This is a genomic window from Kitasatospora sp. NPDC097691 (assembly GCF_040302665.1).
GTDB lineage: Bacteria > Actinomycetota > Actinomycetes > Streptomycetales > Streptomycetaceae > Kitasatospora.
In genome coordinates, this window is sequence record NZ_JBEORY010000001.1 from 1 (window position 1) to 13577 (window position 13577).

Consider the following 13577-nt stretch of genomic DNA (forward strand, 5'->3'; position numbering starts at 1 on the left):
CCAAACTCCTCCACAAACTCACCAACCTCACCTACAAACACACCACCGCCACCCAACACGCCCTCACCAACCTCCACCACCACCTCACCAACAACACCACCGCCAAATAACAAAACAAAGAAAAAGAAAGAGGAGGACCCCCATGCAGACCGCCGTCGAAATCCCCGCGCTGCCGTCCGATCACGCCGTCACCGCCACCGATCACGCCGCGACTACGGACGACTTCGCGCGCCTTGCCATCACGGTCCACCAGCCGGCGACGCCCGACCCGCAGCGGCCGCTCGTGGTCCTCGTCCACGGGTGGGCGGCCTCTCGGACGGTCTGGCACAGCACCGCGAGCCAGTTGGCCGCGGCGGGGCACACCGTCGCCACGTACGACCAGCGGGGGCACGCCTCGTCGACGGTCGGGCGGGAGGCGATCAGCATCGAGCGGCTCGCGCGGGACCTGGACACCGTCGTCGGGACGCTGACGACGCCGGAGCGGCCGGTCGTGGTGGTCGGGCACTCGGGTGGCGGTTACGCGGCGCTCGCCTGGGCGGCGCAGCTGTCCGCGGAGCGTCCGGCCGATGCCGGCAAGCGGATCGCCGGGCTGGTGCTGGTCTCCACTGCTTCGCACGGGCAGGAGACCCCGGCGAACGAGGTGAAGATGATGGGTTCTCAGCTGTTCAGCCGGGCGCTCCGGACGCCGTGGCTGGGGCGCAAGCTGCTCGGGCAGACGCACGGGCCGCGGGCGACCCTGGAGGCCCGCGAGGCCAACCGTCGGCTCTTCGCCCGCACGTTGCCGCAGACCCGGGCCGCCTGCTTCGCCTCGACGCAGGAGATGGACCAGCGGGCGGGGCTCGCCCGGATCGCGGCGCCGACCGTGGTGATCACCGGTACCGAGGACAAGGTCGTGAAGCCGAGCTTCAGTCAGGAGCTCGCCGCCGCGCTCCCGCAGGCGACGCTGTACGAGGTGCCGGGCACCGGGCACATGCTGCCGCTCGAGACGCCCCGGTACATCGCCCACCACACGCACCAGCTGGTCCTGGCCGGCCGCTGACCGCCGTGACCACCACCGTTCCCGCCGGCGTCCTGGGCTCGCTGCTGCCGTCGTACGTCCACTGCGCCGAGGCGTTCGGCACCCTGGATGCGGGCCGTCTCCACCCTTCGGAGGCGGCCTACATCCAGGACCGGTCCCCGCGTCGTCGGCAGCAGTTCACGACTGCCCGGACGCTCGCCCGTCGGGCCCTCGCCGAGTTGGGCCATCCGCCGGTGCCCCTGCTGCCCGGGCCCGGCGGTGCGCCGCAGTGGCCGTCGGGTGCCGCCGGCAGCATCACCCATACCCGTGGCTACACCGCCTGCGCCGTCACCAGTACCGGTCGCCACGTTTCGCTGGGCATCGACGCCGAGCCCGTCCGGCCGCTCCCGCGCGGGGTCCTGGACCTCGTCAGCAGCGAGGACGAGCGGCGACGGCTCGCGGGGCTTCCGGCGGGCGAGATCCCCTGGGACGCCGTCCTGTTCAGCGCCAAGGAGGCGGTCTACAAGGCCGTCCACCCGCTGACCCGCAAGTGGACGGCACTGGCCGCGATCACCGTCGCGGTCCACCCCGACGGCACGTTCACCGCCCGGCATCCCCACCACGGCGATGTCGGTACGGGCCAGTGGGGCGTGCACCGGGGCGTCCTGATGACCGCGCTCGCCCTTCCGCCGGCGGGGTGAGTGCCGGTGCGCGGGCGAGGGTCAGCAGCCAGCGGCCAGGGGTCAGGGGTCAGGGGTCAGGGTTCCGCGCCGCCGTGCCCGACGAAGTGTCAGCTTGGCAAGGGGCTGGCCCAGCGTCCCGGACAGTCGCTCCGAGGATCGGGGCCGAACGGCGCGAGGCCCCTGCGCTGGTGTGCAGGGGCCTCGCTCGGTCGATCCGGTCGCTGTGACCGGCCACCGTTACGGCGCGATGGAGTAACAGAAGAACCGGCCCTGGCGGGAGACGGTGGCGCCGGTGCCGTTGTCGGTCACGGTCACCTGCACGGCAGCGGCCAGGTTCGTGCGGCACGGGCCGTAGGCGCTCGAGGCGGTGAGACCGGAGTAGAAGCCCGCGTTGGCGACCGCGCTCCACGAGTAGCTGTAGTTCCCGCTGCCGCCGGTCGCGTAGGCGTCACAGGACCAGACGCTGTTGCCGGAATCGCAGAGCACGGTGACGCTCGGCGCGGCGTCCGCATGGGCGGGGGCGGCGAGCCCGAGGGTGGCGAGCGCGAGCAGCGGAGCCGTGAGGGCTCCGAGGCGCCTGATCGAGGACTGGAACACGGACCTGGTCATCGGACCTCCTGCGTCGGGGTGTTCGGGCCGGGCGGGAACGAGTGTGTAGCGCGCACGGGATCTTCACAACCCCCGAGTCGGCCGCGGACCGGACGGGCTACGTCTCGGTCATTACGCACGGTGTAGTGCCGCGTCGGTAGTCCCCGTCACTCCCGATGTGACGGGTGGTCAGCGCCTGCACCGCGGGTCACGGCGCCAGTGGGCCGCCCGCGGCGAGGGCCAGGCGGGTGAAGCGCTCGGCGATCAGGCGGTGGGCCTCCGGGGAGAGGTGGATGCCGTCGGGGAGCGGGTGGGTGCCGTGTTCGGGCTCGCCGTAGAGGGAGAGTCCGTCGAGGTGGTGCAGGGCGAGGTCGCCGTCGGCGCGGCGTTCGGCGACGATGCGCGCCAGGTGCTCGCGGATGACGGTGAGGGTGAGGCGGCCGGCGGCGCGTTCGGCCGGGTCGCCGGTGGCCCGGAAGCGGAGGGTGCCGCTGCTGAAGTCGGGGGCGAGCGGGCCGGGGGTGTCCTCCTGGAGCGGGCAGAGCAGCGGGGAGACGACCAGCAGCGGGGTGGTCGGGTGGCCCTCGCGGATGGTGTCCAGGAAGCCGTGGACGGCCGGGGTGAGGGCACGTAGCCGCATCGTGTCGGCGTTCACGAGGTTGAGCCCGAGCTTCAGGCTGATCAGGTCGGCGGGGGTGTCGCGGATGGCGCGGGCGGTGAAGGGGTCGAGCAGGGCGCCGCCGCCGAAGCCGAGGTTGACCAGGTCGAGCCCGGCGCCGTTGGCCACCAGGGCGGGCCAGGTGCCGGTCGGGTGGGCGGCGTTGGAGCCGTGGCTGATCGAACTGCCGTGGTGCACCCAGCGTTTGCGCGAGCCGACCGGGAGGGGCTGCAGGGGCGCGTCCGTTTCGAGGGCGATCAGCTCGGTGGTCTCGGTGTGCGGGAGCCAGAGTTCGACGGTCTTGTCCCGGGCGGGCAGGCCGGTGAACCGGGCGCTGCCGGGCGGCCCTTCGGTGAGCTCGAAGCGGCCGGTGGCAAGGTCGACGGTGCGCAGGTTGCCGCCGGGAACGGTGCTCTGGGCAGCGAGGGCGCCGTCGACGAGGAGGTCGTAGACCCCGTCCGGCACGTCGGGGACTCCGGGGTAGGCGCGTTTGGTGGGGACGGCGTGCAACGTGATCGCGGTGGCGCGGGTGCGGAAGACGAGGCGGACACCGGAGGGCTGGGACTCGGCCATCGCGAGCTGTTCGTCAGGTATCTGCCGGCGGGCGCGGGCGGGCAGTCGGTGCGGTAGCAGGCCGCGACGGGTGCGCTCGACGTCGAGGTGGCCGTGCAGGAGGTCCTCGGTGACGGGGGTGGTGATCGTGGTCATGGCGATTGCTTCTTCCGGTCGGGGTACGGCGCGGTACGGCGCGGCGCGGTACCACGCGTTACCGCGCGCTTCTTCGGATCGGTGCACCGGCGGAGCCTGCGCGGCGCGTCGGCGGGGGCGGCTCAGGAGGTCGGGCCGTCGGGCGGTCGGGCCGTTCAGGCCGTGGGGCAGTTCGGCCGGCCGGGCGGTTCAGGCCGTCTGGCGGGCGCCGCTCTGGCGCAGCAGGGTGTCGAGGGAGTCGATGATCCAGTCCCAGGACTGCCGGGCGTCGACGGCTGTGTGGCTGAAGCCGCCGGCCGCCTCCAGGCTGATGTAGCCGTGGAAGACGCTGCCGAGCATGCGGACCGCGTGGGTCTGCTCGGGCTCGATGAGGTCGTAGCCTCGCAGGATCGCCCGGGTCATCTGGGCGTGCCGGACTCCCGCACTGGCGGCGGCGGTCTCGGCGTCCAGGCGCAGCCGGGTGGCGTCGTAGCGGCCGGGGTGGCGGGCCGCGTAGTCGCGGTAGGCGTCCGCGAAGGCGCCGAGCGCGTCGCGGCCCGCACGGCCGGCGAGGGCGTCGGCGACGAGGTCGGCGAGTTCCTCCAGGGCGTACAGGGCGATCCGGGTCTTGAGGTCGTGCGAGCTCTTGACGTGGGAGTACAGGCTGGCGGTTTGGACGCCGAAGCCGCGCGCCACCGCGGCGACGGTCACCTGCTCGAATCCGACCTGGTCGGCGAGTTCGGCGCCCGCGACGACCACGCGTTCGACGGTCAGCCCTGCCCGTGCCATGTGCTTCCTCCCATGCCGGTGCGCCGGTGCACTGGTGCACCGGAGCCCTACGGCCAGTATGGGATTACCTAAATGGATTAGGCAAATGGGAAAGCACTATCGGGTGACGGACCTCCGCTCAGCCCGCTCAGCCCGCCAGGATCACCGTCTCCGCCGGGCCCGAGAAGCCCACCGGCTGCGACGGGGTGCCCGTGGCGGCGAGGCGGCGGTGCTCCTGCGGGCTGACGCCGCGCACCCGCTTGAAGGCCGCCGAGAGGGCGAAGGCGTTGCTGTAGCCGACCTTGCGGGCGGCGAAGGCGACGGTGCACTCGGGCTCGCGGAGCAGGTCGGCGGCGACGGCCAGGCGCCAGCCGGCGAGGTAGGCCATGGGGGGCTCGCCGACCAGGGCGGTGAAGCGGCGCGCCAGGCCGGCCCGGGAGACCCCGACCCGCTGGGCGAGTTCGGCGACCGTCCAGGCGGTGGCCGGATCGTCGTGCATCATCCGCAGGACCGGGCCGACCACCGCGTCGTGCTGGGCGCGGTACCAGGCGGGGGCGCCGGAGTCGGGGGCGGCGAGCCAGGCCCGCAGGACGGAGACCACCAGCAGGTCGAGGATGCGGTCCAGGACGAGCTCCTGGCCGGGCTCGTTGCGTCCTATCTCGGCGCCCAGCAGGTGCACGAGGGTGTCGTCGGCGCCGGTGCCGGCCGGTCGGACCAGCAGGGCGGGCAGGCAGCCGAGCAGGCGTTGGCCGATCTCGTGCTCGGCCTGGTAGGTGCCGGAGAGGACCACCGAGGAGGCCTGGTCGCCCTCGCGGCCCTGCCCCCAGGTCCGGACGCCGAGCGACATCACCTCGGAGACGTCCACGCCGCCCTTGGTGCAGACCTGGCCCGGGCCGACGATCACGTCCACCGGCGTGTCCGGGTCGTCCGCGACCGTGTACGGCTCCGGGCCGCGCACGATCGCCACGTCCCCCGGGTGCAGCAGCAGCGGGGTGCCGCGCTCGGGCAGGATCCACGCGTCGCCGCGGACCATCGTCACCACCGAGAGCGGGGCCCGGTCCTCGATCCGCAGTGACCACGGCGGGGTGAGGATCGACCGCAGCAGGAACGCGCCGCGGGCCTTGGGGCCGTCGAGGAGTCCCGTCAGAGTGTCCATGCCGATAAGTGTAGACGGCAGGACATCATTTGACGGTTGGTCATTTGAGGGACTCTTGAGTGATCGAGGTGGCTCGCGAGCGTCAAATGCCGGATGATCTGCCCACGGGGGTAGGAGCGACACGCAGCGACAGCGACACCGCGATACAGCGACACAGCGATACCGACAGCGAGAAGTGAGGGGCTCACGACGATGGAAACGGCACGCACACTCGTCCTGGTGGCGGCCACTGTCACCTGTGGACTGACCGCCGGACTGTTCTACGCCTACGCGTGCTCGGTCATGCCCGCGCTCGCCCGGGTCGAGGACCGGACCTTCATCGAGGTCATGCAGCGCGTCAACGTGGCGATCCTGAACGGCTGGTTCGTCCTCGGCTTCGTCGGCGCCCTCCTGACCACGACGGCCGCGGTCGCCCTGCACCTGCCCTCGGACGGCCACGACGTGCTGCCCGCGACCATCGCCGCGCTGGTGCTGTACGTCGCGATGATCGGGGTCACCCGCTCGGTCAACATCCCGCTGAACGACGAGCTGGCCGCCGCCGGGACGCCGCAGCGGATCGCCGACCCGGCCGGCGTGCGCGGCCGCTTCGAGGCGCGCTGGGTGCGTTTCAACGTGCTGCGGGCCCTGCTCGCCACGGCCGCCCTCGGCTTCCTGGCCTGGGCGTTGGTCCTCAACGGGCAGAGCTGACAACGAAATTCGTCGGCCTGCGGGGTTCACCCCGACGCCACCCTGGGCGGCCTCAGCCGCACAGGGTGGCGAAGCCGTACCCGCGCGCTTTGAGCGTGGAGATGACGACCGGCAGCGCGGCCACCGTCTGACTGCGGTCACCGCCGCCGTCGTGGAGCAGGATCACCGACCCCGGGCGGACGTTGTTCAGCACCCGTGAGCGGATGGCCGCGGTCCCCGGGCGGGACCAGTCCGCCGGGTCCACCGACCAGAGCACGACCTGCTTGCCGAGCGCCGCCGCGTGCGAGCGCACGGTGGCGTCGACCGCACCGTACGGCGGGCGCAGGCAGGTCGGGGTTCGGCCGGTCCGGGCGCGGATCACCCGGTCCGTGGCGCTCACCTGGGAGTCGAGCGCCGAGCCGGAGAGCCTGCGCAGGTCCGGGTGCGACCAGGAGTGGTTCTGCACGCTGTGCCCCTGCCTGGCGACCTGCGCGGTCAGCGAGGGGTGGGCGGCCACGTTCTGCCCGATCTCGAAGAAGGTCGCGCGCACCCCGTAGCGGGCCAGTGTGGCAAGGACCTTGGGTGTGTAGGCGGGGCTCGGGCCGTCGTCGAAGGTGAGGTAGACGACCTTGCCACCCGTAACGGCCGTGCCGCCATTGCCACCCGCGCCGCCGGCCGCGGCTTCCGCCGGTGCGGCGGGCAGCGTGACCGCCGCTCCCGCCGCCAGGGCGACGGCGAGCGCGCCGATCGCCGCCCGGATCCCTGCAAGCTTCCCGCGCCTGCCGAGTCGTACGGACATGCCTGCCCCCTGCGGTCGGAACTCCGGTGCCGACGGCCAGTCTGCTCCGGCGGCGGGGGCGGCCGCGACCCGCCGGACGGCGGAACCGGGCGGATTCGGCCGGCGGCACGTCAGGCCGAACCGGGCGGATTCGGCCAAGGGACCCCGACCGGGCGCGGCGGGTCCACCAGGCACGTCGAGCGCCCCCGACGGGTTCCGTCGGGGGCGTCGATCGCGGTGCGGGCCGGCCTCGTTCAGCGCTCGGAGCGCCCGTGCAGCACCAGGGAGCGGGTCAGCGCGAGCAGACCGCCCGTGCACAGCGCGGTGCGGAGCATGTTGGCCGGCACCCAGCTGTCGGCGAAGTGCGCCCGCACCGAGGCGAGGTCCTGGATCTGGGACGGGTCGCCGGCCGCCGCCAGCTGGTTGTTGAGCGGGATGTTGACGCCCATCGTCACCATCAGCGCCACCACGTACAGCGCCGTCGCCAACGCGGCCCACAGCGCCGCCTGCCGACGGCCCGCCTTGTGCAGCAGCCACGCCGCGACACCCGTCGCGACGAAGGCGCCGACGAAGACCAGGCCGAACATCCCGTTCTCGATCGACTTGTTGATGTGCTGCATCGCCGTCACGTACGTCTTGTCGTCACTCGCCGCCAGACCCGGCATGACCGACACGTCGAAGGCGAAGAACAGCCCCGCCATCAGCCCCATCGCGACGGTGGCACCCACCAGCAGCGGCCCGGTGGCCTTGCTGCGCGTGGCGGGCACGGCCGCACCGCCCGGGGCGAGGCCGCTGAAGCTCTGTGGAGCGGTGTAGGAAGCAGGAGTCGCAGTCTGATTCGTGCGCATTGGTGATCCTTCGGTTCTCCCCGGTCCCCGCCCTGCGCGGGGACCCTCCCGGCACCCGGCGCACCGGCCTCCTCACCGCTCCCGGCCGCAGCCGGGGTGGACGATCAGGGGGCCGGCGCCGCCCGGCACCGAAGATATACTGAACTGCCGCACGTGCGGCAGGTGTTGCTCTCCGGATGGGCCGGGCCGACCGGGTGGTCCGGGCCGACCGAATGGGCCGAGCCGACCACGGGCCTGCGGCCGGTCACGTCCGGACGACTGGTCACGCGTTCCACACGCCCGAGGCGGCGGCCTCCCGGGCGTAGTCCGCGAAGTCCCTCGGCTCACGACCCAACGCCCGCCGCACCCCGTCACCCAACGACGCGTTGCGACCGTCCAGGATCATCGAGAACAGCTCCGCGAAGTCCGCCGGCAACCCCGCCTCCTCCAACACCCGCCGGTACGACTCCTGCGACACCGCCTCGAACCGCACCTCACGACCCACCGCCCGCGACAACTCCACCGCCACATCCGCGAACGACAGCAACCGCGGCCCCGTCAGCTCGTACACCTGCCCCGCGTGACCCGCCTCCGTCAACGCCGCCACCGCCACGTCCGCGATGTCCTCCACATCCACGAACGGCTCCACCGCACCACCCACCGGCAACGCCAACTCCCCCGCCAGCACCGGCTCCAGGAAGAACGACTCACTGAAGTTCTGGTTGAACCACGCGCACCGCACCACGGTCCACGCCGCCCCCGACTCCATCACCGCCTTCTCCCCCGCCTCCGCCGCCTCCTCGCCACGCCCCGACAGCAGCACCAGGCGGCCCACCCCACGCGCCGCCGCCAGCCGCGAGAACGCCCCCACCGCCTCAACCGCACCCGGGAACGCCAGATCCGGGTAGTACGTCAGGTACGCCGCGCTCACACCCTCCAGCGCCGCCTCCCACGTCCCCTCGTCATGCCAGTCGAACGGCACCGCACCCGAACGCGAACCCACCCGCACCCCGTACCCCAGGGCCGCCAGCCGGTCCGCCACCCGCCGACCCGTCTTGCCGGTACCACCGACCACCAGCACGACACCGGCGTCCGCCGAAAGATCCACCACACCAGCCATCACGATCACCCTCACTCGGAGTAGAAACCAGTCGGATCGGTCGGACGGGCCCCGGATCCTGCGACCCTTCGCGTCCGTCCTTGTGTCCACCAGTCAATGCCACTCCGGGCCGGCGAACCATAGCCTCCGCACTCAGCTCCATGCGCGAGCGTCTACACGCCCGACACGCCCTCGCGCTGCCCCGCCCGGCCCCGGACATCCGGGGCCGCGCCTTCTCCGCCCACCACCAGAACACACCCAAGCCGTCACGAACCACCCGTCTCGACCGGCCTTCCAGCGGCCCTTGAGCGTCCGGCGGCAGCACGTCGAAACGGTGTGGCGGGCGGGCCGCCGGGGGCGCTATGCTCCCCGACGATGACCACTCACGCTGATCACAGAATGGGGGTCCCGTCCGCGAAGAGTGAGTGCTGATGCTCACTTCCACCGCGAACGGGAACGACTCCCGCCACTCCTTCTGGCGGCGCGTACGTGAGTACGCCGTGCCGCCCTCCATGATCGAAACCGCCACCGCCCGCCGTCTGGCCGGCGACTGGGCCGGGGCCTGCGCAGCCGCCAACGTCGAGGTCGACTTCCGCCTCAGGGACGTCGCGCGCCGCCACGGCCGGGAGCTCGCCGACCGGGTGCGCGCCGATCTCCGCTGCCTCGCACCGGACTTGCTGCGCTGGCACCTGCCGCGGTCAGCGCCCGACGGGCTGCTGCGACCCGGGCTCACCATGGCCCTGGCCCGCTACCCGGGCGAGCGGCTCGTGCACCTGGTGGTCCGCACGCCGCCCGGGTGGGCGGAGTACGGCCAGCGGATCGCCCTGGCGCTCTGGGACGGGTCCGGCGGCGACGGCCGCTCGCTCCACCCGCGTCCGCGCCCGAGCCGCCGCTTCCGCTACGACCTGCACCGGCACCTCTGGGACGCCGGGCGCAGCGGGGAGTTGGCCGAACGGGCCGGGTCGGGTGCGCCAACCAGCCGTCCCGACACGGGCGTTGGCGATCCCGTCCACGCTGCCGTCGGCGATCTCGTCAGCGATCTCTTTCGGGCTCCCGTCGGTGATCCCGGGGAGCGGCACGCCGTCGACCGGTGGGCCGCCGAAGCCGACCTGCTGCGGCAGGCCGACGGGCGCCCCGACGGGCCCGTGGTCGTGCGGCTCGGGCGTCGGAGACGACTGCTCCTCGGGCCGGACGGGTCCACGACGGACGCCACCGGGGACACCACGGGCCTGCCCCTGCTGCCCGACGCGGCAACCTGGGTGCCGCCCGACCTCGACCTGCTCCGCCGCGGCGCGATCGAGCCGGACCGCCTGCATCCGCTGGTGGCGGCCGCGTTGGCGCCCGGCCACCCGTCCCGGACGCCGACCCGGACACCGACCCGGACGGGCCCGTCGGCAGGACCCGCGCCCGAACGGCTGGTGGACTGCCGCGGCGAGTGGCACCGGATCGGCCTGGTCGACGGGGTACTCGCCCCGCTCGACCACGATCCGGCCCAACTGCGCCGCGAGGAACTGCTGGCCGCCCTGTCCGGAAGCCCGCTGCCCTGCCTGGTCGCGGTCGACGTGGCGCACCGCCGTCCGAACGAACTGGCCGGAGTCCGCGACCGGTTGGACCACGGCGACACCGCCGGGGCGCTGGCCGTGGTGGAGCACCTGCTCGGCCCGGAGGCGGTGCTGCGCGACGGCCCGCTGCGGGACGAGCTGGCGGCGGCCGCCCAGCGGCGGATCGCGTACGGCCTCTACCGGACGGGGCTGGTCCGCTCCGGTCTGACCTACCCGATCGACCATCGCTCGCCGACGTACCGCACACCCCCGAGCGACGCCGCCTACCGGCCGCGCCCGCGCCACTCCTCCTTCCGCGCCCATCCGCGCCTCGCCACCCGCAGCTGATTCCGGACCGGCACCGGCGACACGCCGGGACCGGTCCGCACGTGACCCCTCAGGTGATCACCCATGCCCATGACCATGTCCGCACCCACCACCGAAGCCGTCCGCGCCGAAGCCGCGCACCCCGACGCCGCCCACCCCGAGACCTCCCACCCCGACGCCGCCTGCCCCGAGCCCTCGCGACTCGACGTCGCCCGCCGGCTGCTCGACCTGCTCGGCGACACCGCCACCGAGCCTCGCGCCGACACCCAGCTGGAGGCCCTCACCCTGGCCGTCGCCGCCGACCTGCCGGTACTGCTCTGGGGCGAACCCGGCATCGGCAAGACCGCTGCGATCAACCAGCTCGCCGAGGCGCTGGAACTGCCGCTGACCACGGTGATCGCCAGCGTCCACGAGCCCTCCGACTTCTCCGGCCTGCCCGTCGTCGGCGACGATCCGGCACGCCAGGGCGTGCCGATGGCCCCGCCGGACTGGGCGGTGCGGCTGGTGCGGGCCGGGCGGGGGCTGCTGTTCCTGGACGAGCTGTCCACCGCGCCGCCCGCCGTCCAGGCCGCGCTGCTCCGGGTGGTCCTGGAGCGCCGCATCGGCACGCTCCGACTCCCGCCGGGCGTACGGATCGTGGCCGCCGCCAACCCGCGCGCGTCGGCGGCCGACGGCTGGGAGCTGAGCCCACCGCTGGCCAACCGCTTCGTGCACCTGCAGTGGGTGCACGACCACGAGGTGGTGGTGCGCGGCCTCGGCGGGGTCTGGCCGGTGGCCACCCTGCCCCGGCTCGACCCGCAGGCACTGCCGGAGGCCGTCGCCCTCGCCCGGCGCGCGGTGTGCGGGCTGCTGACCGCCCGCCTGGAGCTGGTGCACCGGCTGCCCACCACCGAGACCCGGCGCGGCGGCGCCTGGCCGTCCCCGCGCAGCTGGGACATGGCGCTGCGGCTGATCGCCTTCGCGACCGCCGCCGGGTCCGCCCGCGAGGTGCTGTCGCTGCTGGTCCGCGGGACCGTCGGCGACGGACCGGGGCTGGAGCTGATGGCGAGCATGGACCGGATGGACCTGCCCGACCCGGAGGACCTGCTCGCCGACCCGGCGGGCGCGGAGCTGCCCGAGCGCGGGGACCTGCGCCAGGTGGTGCTGGACGGGGTGGTCGCGGCGGTGCGCAACCGGCCGGACCGTCAGCGCTGGGACTCGGCCTGGGCGCTGCTGGCCCGGGCTCTGGAGACCGGCGCCCCGGACCTGGTGGTCGTCCCGGCCACCACGCTCGCCTCGCTGCGGCGGGAGGACTGGGACGTGCCGGAGTCGATCGAGCGGCTGGCCCCGGCGCTGGCGCTCTCCCGCCGGGCCGACCGCGCCGCCGCCCGGGTGTCGGAGCGGGTGGGCCGATGAGTACGGCTGCCGCGCCGGGCGCCGGGAAGCCGGGCGTCGGAAAGCCGGGCGTCGGAAAGCCGCAGCCCGGGAACCGCGCCGCCGGGAACCCGCGCCTCGGGGAGCCGACCACCGGAAAGCCGACCGCCGCCCGGAAACCGGACCCTCGATGGCCGGACACCCGCAAGCTGGACGTCGAGAAGCTGTACGCCGCCCGACTGCAGGCCGTCCGCGCCCGGCCGTACCTGGCGACGGCCCTGTTCGCGCTGCACCTGGTGGAGTCGCGGGACGTGCCGACCATGGCCGTGGACAAGTACTGGCGCTGCTACGCCTCGCCGGTCTTCGTCGACCGCACGCCGGTGGAGGAACTGGCCGGCGTCTGGGTGCACGAGGTCTCGCACCTGCTGCGGGACCACCACGGGCGCAGCGACCGGATCGCCCGCGAACTCGGCCTGGAGGGCCCGGCCGCGCAGCTGCGCACGAACATCGCCGCCGACTGCGAGATCAACGACGACGTGTACGGGGACGGCCTGGTCCGGCCGGCCGGGGCGCTGCTGCCGGAACGCCTGCTGCTGCCGGCGGGCCTCCTGATGGAGGAGTACCTGCGCGGCTACCGGTTCCACCCGCGCGACCTGGACGCGGCCTGGCTGGACTGCGGAAGCGGCGCCGACGGCACGGAGCGCCCCTGGGAGCTCGGCCCCGACGGCGCCCACGGGCTGAGCGCGCAGGAGCGCGACGCCGTCCGCTTCCGGGTCGCCGAGGGGATCCGGGGCCGGCCCGGGGACGCCCCGGCGGGCTGGCGGCGCTGGGCCGAGGAGGCGTTCCACCCGCCGCAGCCGTGGCGGCAGTTGCTGGGTGCGGCGATGCGCTCGGCGGTCTCCGGTCCGGGCACGGGCGAGGACTACAGCTACGGCCGTCCGGCCCGCCGTTCGGCCGGGGTGCCGGGCGTGCTGCTGCCGAGCCTGCGGCGGCGGCCGCCCCGGGTCGCGGTGGTGATCGACACCTCCGGGTCCGTCTCGGACGACGAGCTGGGCAGCGCGCTGCTGGAGGTCGCGGCGATCGCCCGGGCGGTCGGCGGCCGCCGGGACCAGGCCACGGTGGTCCCGTGCGACGCGGCCCCCCAGGCCGTGCACTCCCTGTGCCGGACGGCGGGCATCCCGTTGCTCGGTGGCGGCGGCACGGACCTGCGCACCGGCTTCCGCGCCGCCCTCGGCTCGACTCCCCGGCCGGACGTCGTGGTGGTGCTGACCGACGGCCAGACCCCGTGGCCGTCCACCGCCCCGCCCTGCCGTACGGTCGTCGGCCTCTTCCCCCGTCCCAGCAGCTACAACGAGTCCGACCCGGACTACCGGCCGGAGGCCCCGCCGGAGTGGGCCAGGGCGGTGACCATCGGGTGAGCGGGGCCGGTGCCGGGCGGTGCGGTGTGCG

Annotated in this window: 13 protein-coding genes; 6 read left to right on the forward strand and 7 right to left on the reverse strand. The window is 73.9% G+C overall.

Features of this window, described 5'->3' with window-relative positions:
- Positions 1 to 142 precede the first annotated feature (142 nt).
- Together ABTY56_RS00005 and ABTY56_RS00010 are read left to right on the forward strand one after the other, a co-directional pair.
- Positions 143 to 1039 carry an alpha/beta fold hydrolase gene (locus ABTY56_RS00005; RefSeq protein ID WP_350624736.1) on the forward strand — a complete coding sequence of 299 codons (897 nt, stop codon included), beginning with the start codon at positions 143 to 145 and terminating at the stop codon, positions 1037 to 1039.
- Between the two features lie 5 nt (positions 1040 to 1044).
- The gene (locus ABTY56_RS00010; RefSeq protein ID WP_350624737.1) at positions 1045 to 1698 is read left to right on the forward strand and encodes a 4'-phosphopantetheinyl transferase family protein; all 654 of its coding nucleotides are present in this window, start codon (positions 1045 to 1047) and stop codon (positions 1696 to 1698) included.
- 219 nt (positions 1699 to 1917) lie between these two features.
- Here ABTY56_RS00010 and ABTY56_RS00015 read toward each other — a convergent pair whose 3' ends face one another.
- The 4 genes from ABTY56_RS00015 to ABTY56_RS00030 all read right to left on the reverse strand — a co-directional run bounded on the left by ABTY56_RS00015 (position 1918) and on the right by ABTY56_RS00030 (position 5537).
- Positions 1918 to 2289: a hypothetical protein gene (locus tag ABTY56_RS00015; RefSeq protein ID WP_350624739.1), complete on the reverse strand. Its 372-nt coding sequence runs from the start codon at positions 2287 to 2289 to the stop codon at positions 1918 to 1920.
- Positions 2290 to 2476: 187 nt separating this feature from the next.
- Complete coding sequence (locus ABTY56_RS00020; protein WP_350624741.1) at positions 2477 to 3634, reverse strand: SGNH/GDSL hydrolase family protein; 1158 nt, start codon at positions 3632 to 3634, stop codon at positions 2477 to 2479.
- Positions 3635 to 3823: 189 nt separating this feature from the next.
- Positions 3824 to 4402 carry a TetR/AcrR family transcriptional regulator gene (locus tag ABTY56_RS00025; protein WP_350624743.1) on the reverse strand — a complete coding sequence of 193 codons (579 nt, stop codon included), beginning with the start codon at positions 4400 to 4402 and terminating at the stop codon, positions 3824 to 3826.
- Positions 4403 to 4529: 127 nt separating this feature from the next.
- Positions 4530 to 5537, reverse strand: a complete 1008-nt coding sequence (locus ABTY56_RS00030; RefSeq protein WP_350624744.1) for an AraC family transcriptional regulator — start codon at positions 5535 to 5537, stop codon at positions 4530 to 4532.
- 219 nt (positions 5538 to 5756) lie between these two features.
- Between ABTY56_RS00030 and ABTY56_RS00035 the strand changes: the two genes are divergently transcribed.
- Positions 5757 to 6224, forward strand: a complete 468-nt coding sequence (locus ABTY56_RS00035) for an anthrone oxygenase family protein (RefSeq protein WP_350624747.1) — start codon at positions 5757 to 5759, stop codon at positions 6222 to 6224.
- Between the two features lie 52 nt (positions 6225 to 6276).
- Here ABTY56_RS00035 and ABTY56_RS00040 read toward each other — a convergent pair whose 3' ends face one another.
- From ABTY56_RS00040 to ABTY56_RS00050, 3 genes are all read right to left on the reverse strand, one after another.
- Positions 6277 to 7002, reverse strand: coding sequence for a polysaccharide deacetylase family protein (locus tag ABTY56_RS00040; RefSeq protein WP_350624748.1), 726 nt, complete (start codon positions 7000 to 7002; stop codon positions 6277 to 6279).
- Positions 7003 to 7235: 233 nt separating this feature from the next.
- Positions 7236 to 7829: an anthrone oxygenase family protein gene (locus ABTY56_RS00045; protein WP_350624750.1), complete on the reverse strand. Its 594-nt coding sequence runs from the start codon at positions 7827 to 7829 to the stop codon at positions 7236 to 7238.
- Between the two features lie 262 nt (positions 7830 to 8091).
- Positions 8092 to 8928, reverse strand: a complete 837-nt coding sequence (locus ABTY56_RS00050; RefSeq protein ID WP_350624752.1) for a Rossmann-fold NAD(P)-binding domain-containing protein — start codon at positions 8926 to 8928, stop codon at positions 8092 to 8094.
- A 410-nt stretch (positions 8929 to 9338) separates the two neighbouring features.
- Here ABTY56_RS00050 and ABTY56_RS00055 point away from each other — a divergent pair, with 410 nt between their 5' ends.
- The 3 genes from ABTY56_RS00055 (at position 9339) to ABTY56_RS00065 (ending at position 13546) form a co-directional block, all read left to right on the forward strand.
- On the forward strand, positions 9339 to 10796 hold the full coding sequence (locus ABTY56_RS00055) for a hypothetical protein (RefSeq protein ID WP_350624754.1): 1458 nt from the start codon (positions 9339 to 9341) through the stop codon (positions 10794 to 10796).
- A gap of 63 nt (positions 10797 to 10859) precedes the next feature.
- Positions 10860 to 12170, forward strand: coding sequence for an AAA family ATPase (locus ABTY56_RS00060; protein WP_350624756.1), 1311 nt, complete (start codon positions 10860 to 10862; stop codon positions 12168 to 12170).
- Positions 12167 to 13546 carry a vWA domain-containing protein gene (locus ABTY56_RS00065; protein ID WP_350624758.1) on the forward strand — a complete coding sequence of 460 codons (1380 nt, stop codon included), beginning with the start codon at positions 12167 to 12169 and terminating at the stop codon, positions 13544 to 13546. Before ABTY56_RS00060 ends, ABTY56_RS00065 begins: the two co-directional genes overlap by 4 nt.
- Positions 13547 to 13577: the final 31 nt, after the last annotated feature.